Source organism: Solibacillus sp. FSL W7-1436 (genome assembly GCF_038007305.1).
Taxonomy (GTDB): domain Bacteria; phylum Bacillota; class Bacilli; order Bacillales_A; family Planococcaceae; genus Solibacillus.
In genome coordinates, this window is record NZ_JBBOWV010000001.1 from 3805941 (window position 1) to 3824106 (window position 18166).

The 18166-nt window shown below is 38.3% G+C and carries 21 protein-coding genes; 6 read left to right on the forward strand and 15 right to left on the reverse strand.

Translation table 11 applies throughout. The features are described 5' to 3' along the window. Positions 1–10 precede the first annotated feature (10 nt). Positions 11–1057: a DmpA family aminopeptidase gene (locus MKX73_RS18915; RefSeq protein ID WP_340718787.1), complete on the reverse strand. Its 1047-nt coding sequence runs from the start codon at positions 1055–1057 to the stop codon at positions 11–13. A 540-nt stretch (positions 1058–1597) separates the two neighbouring features. Here MKX73_RS18915 and MKX73_RS18920 point away from each other — a divergent pair. From MKX73_RS18920 to MKX73_RS18930, 3 genes are all read left to right on the forward strand, one after another. After that, on the forward strand, positions 1598–2089 hold the full coding sequence (locus MKX73_RS18920; RefSeq protein ID WP_340718788.1) for a 23S rRNA methyltransferase: 492 nt from the start codon (positions 1598–1600) through the stop codon (positions 2087–2089). A gap of 103 nt (positions 2090–2192) precedes the next feature. Next, positions 2193–2393, forward strand: a complete 201-nt coding sequence (locus MKX73_RS18925) for a CsbD family protein (RefSeq protein WP_339172000.1) — start codon at positions 2193–2195, stop codon at positions 2391–2393. Between the two features lie 201 nt (positions 2394–2594). After that, positions 2595–4778: a sensor domain-containing protein gene (locus tag MKX73_RS18930; protein WP_340718789.1), complete on the forward strand. Its 2184-nt coding sequence runs from the start codon at positions 2595–2597 to the stop codon at positions 4776–4778. 23 nt (positions 4779–4801) lie between these two features. Here the strand turns inward: MKX73_RS18930 and MKX73_RS18935 are convergent, their stop codons facing one another. The 6 genes from MKX73_RS18935 to yneA form a co-directional block, all read right to left on the reverse strand. Continuing rightward, entirely contained in the window at positions 4802–5449 is a 648-nt protein-coding gene (locus MKX73_RS18935) for an alpha/beta hydrolase (RefSeq protein ID WP_340718790.1), read from the reverse strand. A gap of 13 nt (positions 5450–5462) precedes the next feature. After that, positions 5463–6026: a DNA helicase gene (locus MKX73_RS18940; RefSeq protein WP_340718791.1), complete on the reverse strand. Its 564-nt coding sequence runs from the start codon at positions 6024–6026 to the stop codon at positions 5463–5465. Positions 6027–6255: 229 nt separating this feature from the next. Next, on the reverse strand, positions 6256–8250 hold the full coding sequence (tkt, locus tag MKX73_RS18945) for a transketolase (protein ID WP_340718792.1): 1995 nt from the start codon (positions 8248–8250) through the stop codon (positions 6256–6258). A gap of 139 nt (positions 8251–8389) precedes the next feature. Beyond that, entirely contained in the window at positions 8390–8626 is a 237-nt protein-coding gene (locus tag MKX73_RS18950) for a DUF896 domain-containing protein (protein WP_340718793.1), read from the reverse strand. 64 nt (positions 8627–8690) lie between these two features. Next, a complete protein-coding gene (locus MKX73_RS18955) occupies positions 8691–9347 on the reverse strand; it encodes a YneB family resolvase-like protein (protein ID WP_340718794.1) in 657 nt (218 codons plus the stop codon). Further along, positions 9334–9681, reverse strand: coding sequence for a cell division suppressor protein YneA (gene yneA / locus MKX73_RS18960; RefSeq protein ID WP_340718795.1), 348 nt, complete (start codon positions 9679–9681; stop codon positions 9334–9336). Before yneA ends, MKX73_RS18955 begins: the two co-directional genes overlap by 14 nt. Positions 9682–9841: 160 nt before the next feature. On the opposite strand from yneA, the gene lexA reads away from it, so the two are divergent. After that, positions 9842–10465 (forward strand): transcriptional repressor LexA, encoded by a 624-nt coding sequence (lexA, locus tag MKX73_RS18965; RefSeq protein ID WP_340718796.1) that lies wholly within the window; start codon positions 9842–9844, stop codon positions 10463–10465. A gap of 193 nt (positions 10466–10658) precedes the next feature. On the opposite strand, the gene MKX73_RS18970 is transcribed toward lexA, so the two are convergent. The 3 genes from MKX73_RS18970 to MKX73_RS18980 all read right to left on the reverse strand — a co-directional run bounded on the left by MKX73_RS18970 (position 10659) and on the right by MKX73_RS18980 (position 12800). Next, positions 10659–11354, reverse strand: coding sequence for a gamma-glutamyl-gamma-aminobutyrate hydrolase family protein (locus MKX73_RS18970; RefSeq protein WP_340718797.1), 696 nt, complete (start codon positions 11352–11354; stop codon positions 10659–10661). A 114-nt stretch (positions 11355–11468) separates the two neighbouring features. Then, positions 11469–12014 (reverse strand): 5' nucleotidase, NT5C type, encoded by a 546-nt coding sequence (locus MKX73_RS18975; protein WP_340718798.1) that lies wholly within the window; start codon positions 12012–12014, stop codon positions 11469–11471. 78 nt (positions 12015–12092) lie between these two features. Further along, positions 12093–12800, reverse strand: a complete 708-nt coding sequence (locus MKX73_RS18980) for a DNA alkylation repair protein (RefSeq protein WP_340718799.1) — start codon at positions 12798–12800, stop codon at positions 12093–12095. Positions 12801–13047: 247 nt separating this feature from the next. On the opposite strand from MKX73_RS18980, the gene MKX73_RS18985 reads away from it, so the two are divergent. Continuing rightward, the gene (locus MKX73_RS18985) at positions 13048–13464 is read left to right on the forward strand and encodes a gamma-type small acid-soluble spore protein (RefSeq protein ID WP_340718800.1); all 417 of its coding nucleotides are present in this window, start codon (positions 13048–13050) and stop codon (positions 13462–13464) included. A gap of 117 nt (positions 13465–13581) precedes the next feature. Here the strand turns inward: MKX73_RS18985 and glnA are convergent, their stop codons facing one another. The 3 genes from glnA to MKX73_RS19000 form a co-directional block, all read right to left on the reverse strand. Beyond that, positions 13582–14916: a type I glutamate--ammonia ligase gene (gene glnA / locus MKX73_RS18990; RefSeq protein WP_340718801.1), complete on the reverse strand. Its 1335-nt coding sequence runs from the start codon at positions 14914–14916 to the stop codon at positions 13582–13584. Positions 14917–14978: 62 nt separating this feature from the next. After that, on the reverse strand, positions 14979–15359 hold the full coding sequence (locus MKX73_RS18995) for a MerR family transcriptional regulator (protein ID WP_340718802.1): 381 nt from the start codon (positions 15357–15359) through the stop codon (positions 14979–14981). Positions 15360–15522: 163 nt separating this feature from the next. Next, positions 15523–16770, reverse strand: a complete 1248-nt coding sequence (locus tag MKX73_RS19000; protein WP_340718803.1) for a methionine gamma-lyase family protein — start codon at positions 16768–16770, stop codon at positions 15523–15525. Between the two features lie 117 nt (positions 16771–16887). On the opposite strand from MKX73_RS19000, the gene MKX73_RS19005 reads away from it, so the two are divergent. Beyond that, positions 16888–17496: a trimeric intracellular cation channel family protein gene (locus MKX73_RS19005; RefSeq protein ID WP_340718804.1), complete on the forward strand. Its 609-nt coding sequence runs from the start codon at positions 16888–16890 to the stop codon at positions 17494–17496. A 50-nt stretch (positions 17497–17546) separates the two neighbouring features. Here the strand turns inward: MKX73_RS19005 and MKX73_RS19010 are convergent, their stop codons facing one another. Together MKX73_RS19010 and hfq are read right to left on the reverse strand one after the other, a co-directional pair. Continuing rightward, entirely contained in the window at positions 17547–17849 is a 303-nt protein-coding gene (locus MKX73_RS19010; RefSeq protein ID WP_340718805.1) for a rhodanese-like domain-containing protein, read from the reverse strand. A gap of 79 nt (positions 17850–17928) precedes the next feature. Next, positions 17929–18153 (reverse strand): RNA chaperone Hfq, encoded by a 225-nt coding sequence (gene hfq / locus MKX73_RS19015; protein WP_340718806.1) that lies wholly within the window; start codon positions 18151–18153, stop codon positions 17929–17931. Positions 18154–18166: the final 13 nt, after the last annotated feature.

Below are 18166 nucleotides of genomic sequence, written 5' to 3' on the forward strand. Positions count from 1 at the left end.
AAAAAATACATTATTCGACAAAATTATATTTTTGGACTTGATGATTATTTCTTCCCGTTGTGGTTTTAGCCTGCGACAAGGAATTCAGGATTGCTTCTTCAGTTGCTTCTGCAGCTGCCATAAATAACGTGTTCATGATGTCATGGTCTTCTCTAATCTGTTGGCGACTTTCCAGTTCTCCCACAAATTGATGTTGTACTGTACGAGCTGTTGTAAAACCGACGACAATATCTCCGCTACCATGGGAAAAGTTGCTGCCTGTTCGCCCTAACCCTATCCCGCAGCGTTTTATAACTCGTTTCAGCTGGCGGCTGCTTAATGGAATATCTGTCGCCATCACAATGATAATAGAGCCGTCTGTTGGACTAATCGTCGATTCTCCATTGGCAGCCGTTATCTTATACCGGTCTGTCAGAAATTCGCTTGCCTTTCCAAAGTTACTCAATACAAGGCATCCGACAGTATATTTTTTGCCAGTCCGATTTTCAACGAGGCGGGAAGAACTGCCAATCCCTCCTTTATACCCGAAGCAAACCATACCTTTTCCTGCCCCGACTGCTCCCTCTTCAGCAATATGAGTTTTAGCTTGCTGTATTGCTTCAATTGCATGTTCAGGTGTTACAGGAAAATGACGGATGGAGTTTAGATGGCTATCATTGCATTCTCCTACAACGATATTAACTGTACCAGTTGAAATTCCTATTTCTTCGTTTTGTTCAAGTAAATACTGGAGCGTCCCTTGTGATACATTCGGTACCCCAAAAGTATTAGTCAGCATAATCGGTGATTCGATTACGCCAAGTTCATCCAATTGAACGAGACCGGTTGTTTTTCCAAAACCGTTTAATACATAGCTGGCTGCTGTCACCTTTTCCCGGAATAGATTGCCTTGGTGCGGTAAAATAGCCGTTACTCCGGTACAGGCAGCATCACCTGAATCATTTAACGGATAATCCAATGTCACATGTCCCACACTTACTCCTTCAATATCGGTAATGCAGTTTTTTTCACCTGTAGGCAGTTGTCCAATCGTTATACCCAATTCGCGTACTTTCATTGTCTGTTCTCCTTTAATCATTTAAATAGTCTGTTTTATCGTAAACAACTTTTTCCAAAAAGAAAACAGAAAAAAGACACGACCTCCCGCAAGGCCGCATCTTTATCATCATATCCTTTTAAATTTGTGTTCCATTAATAATTCTTACTTACACAAAATTATATTTCCAGAATTCCTCTTGTCCAACGATCAACAAAGCTTTCAAAAGTAATGCCGTATTTGTTATACACTTCATGATAAACAAAGTAAATTCCAAGTTTGTCTAGCAATTCATCATTAATCCGCATTAAAATCACTCGCTTTCGATTATTTAGATAGTGGACTTTTCAGTGCCAGGCAATTCGTATCTATTTCTAATCATACCCAGAGTTGCGAACATTATTCATGAACAGACAAGGCGAACAATTTCGAAAAAAGAATCTCTTTCTTTCAACTGATTAATAACTGTTACAATTTTTTCACAATCTGTATTAAAATCGGTGCGAATCTTTCAGCGCAATTTAGTAAGATGAATGAAAGGACAGCATTGGAGGGACTCTAATGAGGAGATTTAGTTTAGTATTATTTACGGCCGCTTTATTGGCAGGATGTGGTGATATGGCTGCAGATTTAAAGGAGGCGGCGGCAGGTATTAATTCAAAGGCAAATGAAGCAGCTTCTGCGATTTCAATCGATATCCATTCCGTTCGAGCTACTGAAATCAAATACGACAACCAAACTTTTACTATTAACGACTTATTTAAGACTATATTACGCGATGTCCAATGGGAATATGACGACAGCGGTAAAAACCCGCAGTTAAAAATCACAGGCACTTGGCAGGATAACGGTTTATTCGCCCAGCACTCTTTTTCTGCGGGGCAAAAAGAACTGGTAAAGGAAAATGGTAAAGTAGAAGTTCTGCTTTCATTTGACAATGACATTTTAGATGAATCAAGAACAAAGGTAACGATGGAGTTGAATGGACGGACATTTATAAAAGAAGAGGGTCAGGAAGTTCTTCATCATATGTATAAAACCTACATACAATAACACTTTCGTTCTTTTGTTTTGATCCGAATTTTCGGTTCGTCTTGTTTAGTATTAGTATATGAGGGAATATGATTTCTATCTAAACTTAATAGGAGGTCATCTTATGTCAAATGGATTTACAGATAAACTTAAAGGTGCAGGAAATAAAATTAAAGGCGAGGTAAAAGAAGAAATCGGTAAAAATACCAATGATCCTTCTTTACAAGTTGAAGGTCAGCGCGATCAGCTTAAGGGTGAAGCACAGGAAAGAGTTGCTGATGTAAAGGATAAAATCACAACTAAAATCGATGAATATCGAAAATAAGATTTAAAGAAACTGGTAAATTCCATATTTACCAGTTTCTTTTTTTACATTAAAATAGTTTATAAATCAGGTCCCCCAAACAAGTACTTTTGACTTATTTAAAAGGGATTTTTTTATATTAATATAATATACCTTTAAATTAATAGGAATTTTGATATACTTTATTTAAAATACACATTACTTTTTAAAGGGGAAGTTAGAATGACCATCGATCAATTTATACCCCTATCAAAAGACCGCTTATTTAATTGGCTAAAAACCTTAAGTAACCAGCTTTCGAAAGGATCGCTCATCATTGATATAAATGATGAAAATTTATCTATTTTACATGCTAATCCAAACTTTTTAAAATTTACATCATTTGAAATAAATGAATTACTGCATCAAAATATCACTATTTTTAACGGACATAAAACGAATCAGACATCTATTGAAGAATTAAATTCGCATTTAAAGTCAGGGATTGCAAAAAAATTTACGATTTTGCATTATACAAAAGAAGGGTCCGCTTTTTGGAACTCCCTGACATTGCATCCGATTCGAAATGAAGATAATATCATACAATATATTTTATTAACTTGTGAAGATACTACAGAAGCTGAGTTAAATAAAATGGTTTATAAACTGGAACATGAAGTTTATGAAGCAATCGATCATGAAGACAATCTGCAATCGATTTTAAATTTAATTACCGAGAAAATTGAACTTTTCTATATTCGTGATGTGTATTGTACCATTCATATTTTTAATGAAAATGGTGAAATTAAATCATTAGGCTCTTATTCATTACCATTGGAGATTATAAACAAACTGGATATTTTGCAAATTACTCCCCATCTAAGCCAAAATTCGAATGCAGTTTATTTAAAGGACTTTGCTCCCGAAGATTACCATATAGATCTTTTTAAACACTGGCATCTTAATTTTGTCCAAGGCTCATGGACAAAGCCTATTTTAACACCTCAAAATGAAGTAAGCGGCATTTTGACACTGTTCAATCAGGATGCAACAGAGTTAAAGCAAATTGATATTAATTACTTAAACCGGTTGACTTTACTGATCCAGTTAGCAATTAAATATGCCGAACAGAAAATTGAGCTTAGAAGACTTGCGTTTTTTGATGTTGAAACAAATTTACCGAACCTCCACTATTTCAAATCAGAACTATTAGAATGGATTAATAGGGGCAACTCTGGATTAGTCGCAATCCTGCATCCTTCTGAATTTAATAAGGTCGTTGATTTATACGGAAGAAATGCCGGAGCCGATTTACTGCGGCAATTGGCAGACCGTATGCAAATATATTTCAAGGAAAGTGATTCACGGATTTCACGTTTTTCAAATTCACTTATTTTAGGAATAGTCGATGAAAATGATTGCTTCATTGCCTATAATCAGCAACTTGAATCAATTACACAATCGCCTTATATAATCGATGGAAAAGAAATCTATATTACATTAAAAATCGGTTATACAGTCTTTAATCAGTCGATGACAGTCGAGGAAAGCATTCACCAGGCTGATATCGCCCTTTCCAATGCACAGAAGCGAACTGGGACAAGCTATTCCGTTTACGAAGATAATAGTACGAGACAATTGACGGAAGAAATGGATATCCTCAATCAATTAGCTTATGGGCTTTTGCATGAAGAATTCGAAGTCTTTTTACAGCCTAAAATTAACTTCCAGACGATTGAAGTGGAAGGTTTTGAAGCACTATCACGCTGGAACTCGAGCAAACTTGGTTTTATTTCACCGGTAAAATATATCCCGATTGCTGAACAAACCGGGAAAATTAAGGCGATTGATTTACTGAATTTTAAACAGATCCTTGTCTGGCTTCAAAATCGTATAAATGAGAATAAAAAGATTTTACCGATTGCACTCAATATTTCGCCGGACCATTTTTACGATCCGGATTTCCTGCAAAATATTAGAGATATATTTTATCAATATAACGTCCCGCCGCATTATATAAAGCTGGAAGTAACCGAAAGCATTGAATTGGTGGACTTTAAAAAAGCAAAAGAGATTTTAAATCAACTAAGGCTTATGGGCATTGAATGTTCGATCGACGATTTTGGAATCGGCTTTTCTTCATTAAGTTATTTACCGCAGTTGCCTTTTTCTGAAATCAAAATTGACCGCAGCTTTGTCAGTGCAATGAATGAACCCGGGATGTATGCCATCGTACAAACGATCATCCAATTGGCGAAGAACATTCAGATGCGCCCCGTTGCCGAAGGAATTGAAACAGAAGAACAACTGGCAATGCTTCAACAACTCGGCTGTCCTGCTGGTCAAGGCTATTATTTCTATAAACCGATGTCTATTACCGAAGCAGAACAATTGCTGGACACAAATAAAACAGCTGACGGGAAGTAAATCAACTTCCGTCAGCTGTTTTTTTAGTTAATAGTGTTCGGTAAATCTTTCGATAAGAATGCGATTAAATCATGCAGATTTTGCTCGCTCACTCCATGGCCTACCGGGTAAGTTCTGAATGTTACGTCCGTATCATAGTCGTTGAAAAAACGGACGGCATGTTCTGCCCATTCAATTGGAAAATCATAATCATATTCCCCGTGGGAAATAAAGATTTTAGATTTATCCATCGTTTTTTTACTGTATTCAAGCGCAGCAAATTCCGGTAAATAACCGCTTAATGCAGCTGTTCCACGAATGGCATTGCCCATCACCATAGCTAGTGACTGTGCCATCGCTGCCCCCTGATTGAAGCCGACAACATAAATTTGCTGTTCATCCAGATTAAATTCCCAAATGGCTTCTTTAATAAATAATTCAATACCTTTCAGCACTTTATCAAAAATGGCACGATTCGGCTTACCTTCTTCTTCAAATGTATAAAATGCATAGCCGGGACGATGTTTAATCGGCCCTTGCAAACTAAAAATATGGCAATTTGTTGAAAACGAATCAACAAGTTGCAGTAAATCGTTTTCATCGCTCCCTAACCCATGCAGCAAGAAAATCGCAGGTTGCTTATCTGCATCTACTTTAGGTGCTTTGTGTAAATAAATAAATGGTGTGTTCATTTTATATCTCCTTTTAAGAAAGCGTCATTTTATTGACAAGCTGGTCCGTATAGTAGGCCATATAGCCATCCAGCATTTTGATTGTTTCCTCAATATCGCCTTCAGCTAAAATATTTGCATTTTTAGCACAGGCAACTGTTAAAAAATCAATACGGTATGCATGCTCCACGGATGCATATGCATAATCGTATATCACATCTTCATCTTCTACCTTCAACGCTTCATATTGCTGATGAAATGCTTTCTTGTAATCGTCCATTTTCTCTCCGACACTGTTGCGGATTTGCATTTGCTGTGCCATCAGTTCATTTTCGATATAAGAAACGGTTGGAACTTTTCCTGAACTGAATGTTTCCCGAACAAGATCTGTCCATGCCATTTTACTTTCCACATAATACGCAATATTTAACATTAGTCGATCATAAAAATCAGTCGTTGATGTGGAGGAAGCTCTTTTTTCATCAATATTTTTTTGAAGCATTATTTGGAACTTTTCAAGATCCGCTTTATTCGATAGGAAATAAAGTGTCTGTTCAATATATGTAGTAATTTCTTTTTGCTTATTCTCTGCAGTCATTATTCATCCACATCCTTCATCTGATACTTCCATATTGCTTTTTTATCGTACCATTCCTTCAGCAAAATCGCACGTTATCCAATTATTTGTATGGGCATATTGTATCTGAAATTATCCCTTTTGCCAAAACTTTTTTCTTAGCTAACTAACATGTCGCCGGAGTTCCGGCTGGTATAGGAATGAAAAAATGCCACTTGCCATAGTAGACAAGTGACATTTTAGCTTCGAATTAAAGTGCTTTTACTTTCGCAACTACATTTTCTACTGTGAAGCCGTATTCTTTTAATACAATTTTCTCTGGAGCCGATGCACCAAATTTATCGATTGCCAATACATCACCTTCAAAACCAACATATTTGTGCCAGCCTAGTGATGCACCCATTTCAATTGCTAAACGTTTCGTCACAGCTTTTGGTAATACAGATTCTTTGTATTCCTTCGACTGTTTCTCAAAACGGTCCATTGATGGCATTGATACAACAGATGCGTCAATTCCTTCTGCAAGCAATGCTTTTTTCGCTTCTACAGCCAAACCAACTTCAGAACCTGTTGCAATTAACAGGGCATCCGGAGTTTCTTTAGATGAAGCTGAAACAACATAAGCGCCTTTTTCAACACCTTCGTATACTGTTTCTGTTGCAACATCCAATACCGGCAAGTTCTGACGAGATAATACTAAAATAGTTGGCGTTGATTTGCTCTCTACAGCTAATTTCCATGCTGCTACAGATTCATTTGCATCTGCAGGGCGGATTACTGAAAGATTCGGCATTGCACGTAGTGATGCTAAATGCTCGATTGGCTCATGTGTAGGACCATCTTCCCCTACAGCAATGGAGTCATGTGTAAACACATAGGTTACAGGCAGTCCCATTAATGCAGATAAACGAATTGCTGGACGTACATAGTCAGAGAATACAAAGAAAGTACCGCCAAATACGTTTAAGCCGCCATGTAACGCCATACCGTTCAGCGCAGCACCCATTGCAAATTCACGGACACCAAACCAAATGTTACGGCCTTCCGGAGTTTCAGCAAAGAAATCGCCAGCGCCTTTAATTGTTGTTTTATTTGATCCTGCCAAGTCAGCCGAACCACCGAAGAATGATGGTGTTGTTTTTGCAATTGCATTGATTGCATCACCAGATGATGAACGTGTAGCTACTGCTGTACCCGCTTCATATACAGGTAATTCAGAAGCAAAGTTCTCCGGTAATTTGTTTTCCATTGCATTTACAAATTGTTCAGCCAGTTCAGGATATTCATTTTTGTAGCTTTCGAATAACTCGTTCCATGCCGCTTCTGCTTGTACACCTTGTACTTCGCTTGCCGCTTTGAATGTTTCATATACTTCAGCTGGAACGTAGAATGGCTCATGCTCCCACGCATATGCAGCTTTTGTTAGCGTAACTTCATCAGTTCCTAGTGGCGCACCATGTGAATCTGCTTTACCGGATTTGTTAGGAGAACCAAAACCGATGACAGTTTTCACTTCAATTACTGTTGGGCCGCCAGTATTTTGTTTCGCTTTTTCAATCGCTGAATTAATTTCCACGATATCTGTACCGTCAGTAACTTTTAAATAGTTCCAACCGTATGACTCGAAACGTTTTTGGATGTTTTCCGAGAATGATTTTTCTAAATCACCATCAAGTGAAATATCATTTGAATCATAAAGTACGATTAATTTATCCAATTTTAAGTGACCTGCAAGAGAAATTGCTTCTGCAGCTACACCTTCCATTAAATCTCCGTCACCGCATAGTGCAAATGTATAGTGATCTACAATGTCTTTACCTGGCTTGTTGTATGTTGCCGCCAAGTGACGTTCAGCCATAGCCATACCTACTGACATTGCAATACCTTGTCCTAATGGACCCGTTGTCGCTTCTACACCAACTGTATGACCATATTCAGGATGTCCCGGTGTTTTTGAATTCCATTGACGGAAGTTTTTGATCTCTTCCATCTCTAAACCGTAGCCACCTAGATGCAATAGGCTATATAAAAGCATGGAACCATGTCCAGCCGATAATACAAAACGGTCACGATTGTACCAATTAGGGTTTTGCGGGTTATGGCGTAATTGCTTCGTCCACAAAGTATAGGCCATAGGTGCAGCACCCATTGGTAAACCAGGGTGACCTGAATTTGCTTTTTCTACTGCGTCGATTGATAGTGTACGGATTGCGTTAATTGCTAACTGATCCAACTGTTGTGTCATTATGTGACATCCTTTCCTCGTACGATATTTATACATTTTATAGTGTAGACAAATTTTCACAAGAAAACAATAATTTCTAAAAACGTCCCGTAAAATATGTCATACTTTATATTAAATGTGACATATTAATGAAAAGTTATTAGTTCAGGAATTTTTTCTGTGATTTAATTTGTTTTAATTTTTCAGGTGTCACATCATTGCCTTCTTCATCAATTACTTTCACATGTTCGATTGTATCGCGCATTGTTGAACGGAAAGTATCTAAATATTCTTTGCGCAGTGCTGTACGTTCTTTTGCCTGCTCTTCCGTCAATTTGCCTTCTCTCGCTAATTTAGAAAGCTCATTAATACGAGCTAATTTTTCTTTTGATAACATTTGAATCTCACCTTTCTTCCTACCTATTACAAAGGTATAAAAAAAACGACTTGAAAACAAGTGTTTACTCTTCAAGTCGCTCCATATATTCAATATATCTTCTATGTACGGTCGCTTTACTGATAGAAATTCCCAAGCCGGACAAAGTTGTAGCAATTTCCGCAAATGTTAAGCCTTTCTGGCGCAGCTGAACAATTTCTTGGACTGGTACTTCTTTTCGTTCACGCCCTTCAATATTGCCGCGGTTTCTTAAATTATTTTGCGGCTGGTAGCCATTTTCAACAGCGCGGCGCATTCCCCGTCGAATTTTTGCATTATGCATACGACGCTGATACTCTTCGACAATCGCCAAAATTTCGAGCAGCATTGTATCCATTTCGTTTAATACGACAGGACCTGCATCATTCAAAGTATAAACTGTCGCTTCATATTTTTGCAGCAGGTGAAGCACTGCCATCCGGGCATTCCCTCGCCCTAAACGAGTCTCGTCCTGTACAAAGAGTGCTTTAATGCCATACTCTTTCATATAGTCGAGCATGTCGAGCAATCCGTCCCGATCGACATCATATCCGCTATGCTGATCCGTAAAAATCTCCACATCTTTATAGCCGAATGATTTGGCATATTTGGTCAGCTCCTCCTGCTGACGCACCAGTGATGTTTCTTGTGTATTTTTATCCGTGCTGACACGGCAATAAATTACTGCTTTAGTTTTTATCATTGTTCCCTCTCGCTACTTTAATCAATTGCATATCGGAGGATTCATTCAGCTGAGCAATGTATTGTGAATCTTTTTCTACAGGTACAACCAATACTTGTCCTAAAAGAACTTTTTCATCCAGCATTCCATTTTCCTTTTTCACTTCATCGATCCAATCATGCTTAGCCATTTTACCACGATATTGTTCTGCCAACGACCATAAAGTATCGCCATGTTCGATGCTTACGTGTTCGTATAATTCGATTTTATCATCCTGCATCATGAATAAAGCCATCATAAGTACAGAGAATAGTAGAAACATTGATGTGAAGCCGTTTAATTTAAATTTTTTCATTAGAAAAACCCTCTTTCGAATGTATGTTCGGAATATTTGTTCTCATAATAATACGAACATATGTTTTTGTCAACCGTTTTTTCGAACTTATGTTTGCATTCATGTTCGCATACTGCTATACTTACTTTAAGAAAAATAGCATGATAAAGAGGTGAGTTAGTTGACACAAAAAATTTCAAAACGGCAGCAAGCTATTCTAACTTTTATAAAAGAGGAAGTTCGTGCTAAAGGCTATCCGCCATCAGTTCGTGAAATTGGAGAAGCAGTAGGATTAGCTTCCAGTTCAACTGTCCACGGGCATTTAGCCCGTTTAGAAAGTAAAGGGCTTATCCGCCGTGATCCTACAAAGCCGCGTGCAATTGAAATATTGGACCAGGAAGAGATGAACGTCGCGAAACAAGGTGTCATTCATGTTCCGTTAATCGGTAAAGTTACAGCTGGTCTGCCTATTTCCGCAATCGAGGATATTCAGGAATATTTCCCGTTACCTGATGCTTACGGCTCACCGGAAGAGGAATTGTTTATGCTTGAAATCATGGGAGAATCCATGATTGAAGCAGGGATTTTAAATGGGGATTATGTTATCGTTAAAAAAACGTCTACTGCGAACAATGGAGAGATTGTTGTAGCAATGACCGAAGATGATGAAGCGACTGTCAAGCGCTTTTACAAAGAAAAAACTCATTTCCGTCTACAGCCTGAGAATAGCTCGATGGAGCCGATCATTGTCAACCAGGTTTCTATTTTAGGTAAAGTAGTCGGCCTCTACCGAAATATCCATTAATCATAAGCTTGCCGTTCTAATTGAATCGGCAAGTTTTTTATTTTGCGATGAAAGCGAACCGGCAATAGCACCGACGCCTGAGAGGTTCTTGTAAGGCCGTCCCAGCGAAAAGCATCCCAATTGAAATCAAAAAAAATGCTATTTTTCCTCTTAGAGAAAAATAGCATTTTGGGTTACGTCCCAATCTTCTTTATTATTTATTGCATGCTTCTACAAAACTGTTAAATAATCGCTGTGCATATATATCCCCGTTTGTCGCCAATTCTTCCGGATGCCATTGCACCGCGACACAATATGGATGTGCTTCATGTTCGATCCCTTCAATGATACCGTCTTTAGCAACTGCCGAAACGATGAGCCCTTCCCCAAGCTTTCCGACCGATTGATGGTGAAATGTATTAACACGGAATAAGTCTTCTTTAAAAATCTCTTTAAATTTCGGTGTCATTACTTCAACTGTATGTGCCAATTCCCCGCGCTTTGAAGGTTGTTTATGTAAAATTGTGTTTTCTACTTGTGAAGGGATATCCTGAATGATTGTTCCCCCAAATGCGACATTCATAATCTGTTGTCCTCGGCAAATACCAAGAACAGGCATTTGTCTTTTATAGGCTTCATTCATTAGTAAAAGATCGCTGTCATCACGTTTCCGTACAACACTTCCGATAAGTCGGTGCGGTTCTTCATCGAACAGCAATGGATCTATATCGGCTCCACCAATCAATACGAGACCATCAATTAGATTTAATAACGCTTCTACGTTTTCTTCTGTAGCATTCGGTATACAGATAGGGATACCTCCCGCTTGTTCAATTGAAGTTAAATATCCATTGTTAATATCCAACTTTTTGTCAAAATCATACATTGTCAATCCAATAATCGGTTTCATTCTCTTTATCCCCTTATTATTTATAGATAATTCCAATAATTTAAATTATACTATTTCGTTATACTAAATGACTACAAAAATAAAAAAGGACTGCACATTGGCAATCCTTTACATTCAAACAATTTCCAGTTGTTTTATAAAATACTGTTTAATTTCTTTCCAATTTTGAACACGGATGAAACCCTCTTCTGAACGATTGTAGGGCATCGAATACAATATGCCTGTTCCTTTAAATGCTGCTAGTTGGCGTGGGCTGTCATCGATTAAATAATCGGTATGTATTACCGCTTTATTTCCGCAAAAGACAATGTTTTGTGTTTTAATAAAGGGCAAATGCTCCATTAACCAGTCGTATTTCGCTGTAAATGAACCCGGTACATCCATTGCTGCTGTCGCAATAAAAATTTCATAATGTTCCTGCAGTTCACGAATGACTTCAATTGCATCTACATCCAGTACGTTTAAATCTCTGAAATAGTCCGGCTCATTTAATAAAGCAAATAATTTTTTCGCATCTTCTCGAGGCAAATCACGCTGTGTCGTCAGAAGAAACTCTTCATCTGTAAAATTTGTGCCGAAATTCTCGTTATATGTAACTCGTAATTTCGAATAAAAGTCAGCCAGCACCTGGTCCATATCGATAGCAATACTTTTTTTCATGTAATAAGCCTCCTTGAAATTTCCTAATTTTAGTTTATACAATTGTATTGTGAAAAAACAAGGTATAACTCTTTACAATTAACAACGTACATATTTACGTTTAAAACCGATCCGCCCTTTTTCCACCTGTTTTTCAATTTCCGCATATGCATGCAGTTCACCCGGTTTTTTTCCTTCACGTTTCGTTTTAATAGGTCCGATTGCTTTAGCAATTTCCCTTGCCTCATCATGTAAAGGTTTAAATGAAACACCGACTGTCATGACAAAATTGTTCATCGCTACTTGAGTACGCTGCGGTGCATGATGAATATTTTGTTTTACATATTCAAGCATATCCATTAACTTTTCCTTTGAGAATTCCTCGTCTTTACGATTTCCAAGCAGCCAGCAGTAACAATGCCACCCTGCCGACATTTTCAGATCCTCATTACTGGCGATCCATTTATCGCTCACTTCCTGCGCAATATCTGATTCCGCCAATGTTACGGCAACAACATAATCGGAAATCATATAGAAATAGGCCTGCTCCATCCAGCGGTCATAATCTTCCTCAGTCATAGCTTTCGGATCTGCAATAATTCCCGCAAAATACATCGCATCATAGTTGCCTGTAGCATAGAGCTGTTCTGCCAGTTCCTGATCAATTTTTATTTGTTTTACATACGGTTTCATTGAGCCAATCGTTACACCGAACACCGGTTCCTTTGCCCCGTTGGACATATAAATCTTTTTTGTACGCTCTTTCCCTAGTGCTTCCAACTCTTGCATCATTGTATCGAATTCCATAATTTCCTCCTTTTATATTATATTACTTGTCTCTTACTATTATAGGATTTAATCGCAAGCCATACATAGCGTTCTTCTCAATTATATTTTATATCCTATTTTAAACAATTTTTACAATATATATTCAACAACGAATTCAAACGTCAGAATTGATGCTCGGTACTTTTAAAATTTAAAAAAAATTGGCAAATTATTTTCCGAATAATAAAACATCCTCTGAACAGAATAATCTCAGGAGGTGATATTGATGTCAAAAAATAAAAACAACATCAATAATAAAAACGTCGAATTCGGTATGGATACGGACGTTAATCAAGTGAAGCAGCAAAACCAAAAAGCTGAAGCGAAAAAGCAGCAAGCTTCCGGTGCGTTTGCAAACAGCGGTTTACAGAAGCAATCAAGTTCCTACAATGCTGAATTCGGCATGGAAACAAACGTAAACCAAGTGAAGCAGCAAAATCAGCAAGCTGAAGCGAAAAAGCAACAATCTTCTGGATTGTTCGCAAACAGCGGTTTACAGAAGAAACTTTCTTCAATGGGCTCTGAGTTTGGCATGGAAACTGATGTCAACCAGGTGAAACAGCAAAACCAGCAGGCTGAAGCTAAAAAACAGCAAGCTTCTGGTTCATTCAATAAAAACCGTTTCCAAAACGGGAATAAATAAAAGTAATACTTAGAACCGGCATTTTTTTGCCGGTTTCTTTGTCATTAAATATGTGATAAATTTCAGACAAAATACTATGCAAAAAAAGCGCCGGAGTTTTGCTCCAGCGCTTTTTTCTTAGTACATTTTCATATATTGGTCGCGTTCCCACTGATGAACAGTTGAACGGTACATATCGAACTCGATTTCTTTGGCTTCTTTAAAGTTAGCATAGATGTGGTTGCCTAATGCTCGTTGAACAACTTCATCTTTTGCAAGAAGGTTTAATGCGTCATCTAAAGCTGGAGGCAAGTTGTCGATGCCATTTGCTTTACGCTCTTCTTCGCTCATTACATAAATATTGCGGTTAATTGCAGGTGGTGGCGTTGATTTTTTGCGAATACCTTCCAGACCTGCCTCTAAGATTACCGCCATCGCCAAATATGGATTTGCTGATGGATCGACCGAACGAACTTCTACACGTGTTGAAATTCCGCGAGAAGAAGGAATACGGATTAATGGTGAACGGTTTTGCGCAGACCATGCTACGTAACATGGTGCTTCATAACCTGGTACTAAACGTTTATAAGAGTTTACAGTCGGGTTTGTAATTGCCGTAAAGCCTTGAACATGATCAAGTACACCTGCCATGAATTGCATCGCTGTTTCAGAAAGACCTAACTCAGTAGAATCATCATAAAAGGCATTTTCTTTTCCTTTAAATAATGAAACGTTGAAGTGCATTCCTGATCCGGCTTCACCGAATAAAGGTTTTGGCATGAATGTTGCGTGTAAACCGTGTTTACGTGCAATTGTTTTTACAACTAGCTTAAATGTTTGGATATTATCACAAGCTGTAATCGCATCCGCATATTTAAAGTCAATTTCATGTTGTCCCGGTGCAACCTCATGGTGAGATGCTTCAATTTCAAAGCCCATTTCTTCCAGTTCCAATACGATATCGCGACGGCAGTTTTCACCTAAATCTGTTGGTGCTAAGTCGAAATAACCGCCGTGGTCATTTACTTCCAAGCTTGGCTCACCTTTTGCATCCAGTTTAAATAAGAAAAACTCCGGTTCTGGCCCTAAGTTGAAATCTGTGAATCCTAGCTCTTCCATTTCTTTTAATACACGTTTCAGGTTGTTACGTGGATCCCCTGCAAATGGTGTGCCGTTCGGATTGTAGATATCACAGATGAAACGTGCCACTTTCCCTTTTTCAGCTGTCCATGGGAAAATCATGAATGAATCATAATCCGGATATAAGTACATATCTGATTCTTCAATACGTACAAAACCTTCGATTGATGAACCATCAAACATCATTTTATTGTCCAATGCTTTATCTAGTTGGCTTACAGGAATTTCTACGTTTTTAATTGTTCCTAAAATATCTGTAAACTGTAAACGAATAAATTTTACTTGTTCTTCTTCTACTAGACGTTTAATATCGTCTTTTGTATATTTGCCCACTAAATTCCACACTCCTAAATTTGTTCAGTACCGATTTTACTCGACCTTTTATAATTTACGCGCTATTGATAAAAGCGCGATAAATCCCCTTGACGTAACGATGTTTTCTGCATGCGTTGTGCCTGACGCATTTCTTCACGTAAAATTTTGCGTAAGTCCGAATCTGAAATATCTTTACTAGCCTGTTGGGCTGCCGGATCATTTTTCAAAGCAAATACTTTTTTGATTCCTGCCATATTAATGCCCTGTTCAAGCATATCTTTGATTTCCAGTAAAGTATCGACATCATTTAAAGAAAACATGCGTCGATTTCCTTCTGTCCGGTGCGGCTGAATTAAATCATGCTCTTCATAATAACGGATTTGTCTTGCTGTCAGATCCGTTAATTGCATGACGATACTTATCGATAATAGTGGCATTGAACGTCGAATTTCACTACTCATTTAATTCACCTCCCTTACCGCTATATTACGACTTGTTATTTACAATGTCAAATGTATGTCAGAAAAACTAACATAACTTTTTTAAGTGAGCAAATAATTGACAGAATAAAGCGAATTTTACACATAAATTAAATCGCCCATAAAATGGGCGATTCTTTAGATGTTACTTCAGTTTTTGAACAGCAGAACAAATGGCATATTTTACATGCTCATATGTTAAACCACCTTGGATAAATGCGGTAAAGGGAGGGCGAATTGGGCCATCCGCTGTTAATTCAATACTTGAACCTTGTACAAACGTACCTGCCGCCATTATGACATCATCCTCATAGCCCGGCATATAGGCAGGCTCCGGCGCAAAGTGTGCGTTAATAGGAGAAGCAGCTTGAATTTCACGACAAAATGCTACCATTTGTTCAGCCGTTTGGAATGAAACTGATTGAATAAGATCCGTGCGGACATCCGTGTAATGCGGTGATGTTGTCATACCGATTTCTTCAAGCATTGCCGATGTAAAAATTGCACCTTTTAAACTTTGTGCAACGATATGTGGCGCCATAAAGAAACCCTGATAAAAATCCGCTAACGTATTTAAAGAAGCCCCTGCTTCCGCACCGATTCCAGGTGACGTCATACGGTATGCACATTTTTCCACCAAATCCGCGCGACCTGCAATATATCCGCCGATTTTCGCAAAGCCTCCACCCGGATTTTTAATTAATGAACCGGCCATTAGGTCGACACCCACTTCTGTCGGCTCAAGCAATTCTACAAATTCCCCGTAGCAGTTATCAACAAAAATAACGGCGTCTGGCGCGATTGTCCGTATTTTTACAACCATTTCGGCAATTTGTTCAACCGTAAACGACGGGCGCGTCGCATAGCCTTTTGACCGCTGAATCGCAATCATCTTGGTATTTTCGTTTACAGCCTGTTTTACACCTTCCCAATCGATTTCCTTATTATCTATTAAATCGACATGGGCGTAGCCTATTTTAAAGTCCTTTAAAGAACCTGTATCCTTTTCGCCACCGTCAACGATTGACTGAAGTGTGTCATATGGCTTACCTGTAATATAGACCAATTCATCACCCGGTCGTAATACACCGAATAAACTTAATGTGATTGCATGTGTACCTGAAATGATTTGGGGACGTACGATAGCCGCCTCCGCCCCGAATGTTTGCGCATATACACGCTCTAGGTTATCACGGCCTTCATCATCATAACCATACCCTGTTGAAGGATGCAGATGAAAGTCACTAACTTGATGTTCACGAAAAGCTGCAAGCACCTTTTGCTGATTATAAAATGCACGTTTATCCACTTCCTGATGATAAGTGCGGACTTTATCTTCCACTTTTTCTACAAGTGTTAATGTTTCAGCTGTTAAAATTGATTGAAATGCCATTTTTACTACTCCATTCTGTTCAAACTGTATCCATTATACATGAAAAAAAATAGTTTTGACGAATGTTTGAAAAACTGCTATTGTCATGGTCGAAAGGACATTAAGGGAGAGATGTGTATGGCTTGGGAAGTCTTCAGTTTGATTGGAACCATTGCCTTTGCCGTTTCCGGGGCCATTGTGGCAATGGAAGAAGAGTATGATTTATTTGGGGTGTACATATTAGGAATTGTTACAGCTTTTGGAGGCGGGGCCATCCGGAATATTTTGATCGGCCTTCCTGTCTCGACATTATGGAACCAGGAGTTTCTGTTTCAGATTGCCCTTTTGGCGATTACGATTTTCTTTCTGATTCCTCATCATTTAATTAAACATTGGAACCGCTGGGGTAATATGACCGATGCAATCGGCTTATCCGCGTTTGCCATTCAAGGGGCAATGCATGCGGTCCATCAGGATTTACCGATTGTAGCCGTCATTGTAGCGGCTGTGTTGACAGGTGCCGGAGGTGGGGTTGTTCGCGACTTGCTTGCCGGTAGAAAACCCATTGTACTACGGCATGAAATTTATGGGGTGTGGGCGGCCAGTGCAGGATTTTTAATCGGCCTTGAAATTTTTGCAGGCGATCTGTTTTTATATATATTATTTATTATCATTACCTTCTTGCGCATATGTTCCTACACAAAAGGCTGGAGACTGCCATCGAAAAAAATCCATTATAATAAATAGCATAAATAAAGGGAGCGTCGAACAGATCGACACTCCCTTTCTCTTGGACGTTATTTAAATTCTAACTCTCCATCATAGGCCATCATTCCGCCATCTAAATTCGTTACATCAAAACCTTGTTCTTCCAGATATTCGCATGCATTTGCACTACGTACGCCGCCTTTACATACGACAATATAGGATTTTGAATTGTCCAATTCATTAGTACGTTCAGGGATTGAGCCAAGTGGAATATGTACAGCACCTGGAATCATTCCGTGTTCCACTTCAAAATCTTCACGAACATCGATTACATTTAAATCTTCATTTGCATCGAGTAAATTGATCAGTTCATCTGTTGTCATCGTTTTCATCAAAAATCCTCCAATACTTATAACATCTTAGTCATTATAATCAATCAGACCAAAATTCGCTACAAGTTTGGCTGTGTTGTTACTCTTCTTCCGATAAAGATACAGTTTTGGACGGTACAAAAGTAGAAATTGCATGCTTGTAAATAAGCTGCTGTTTTCCTTCCGACTCCAAAAGTACGGTAAAATTATCATATGATTTTATAAGTCCTTTTAATTGGAAACCATTTAACAAAAATACTGTTACAAAAACATTATTTTTACGTAAATTGTTTAAAAAAGTATCTTGCAAATTAATCGATTTCATCGTCGTTCAATCT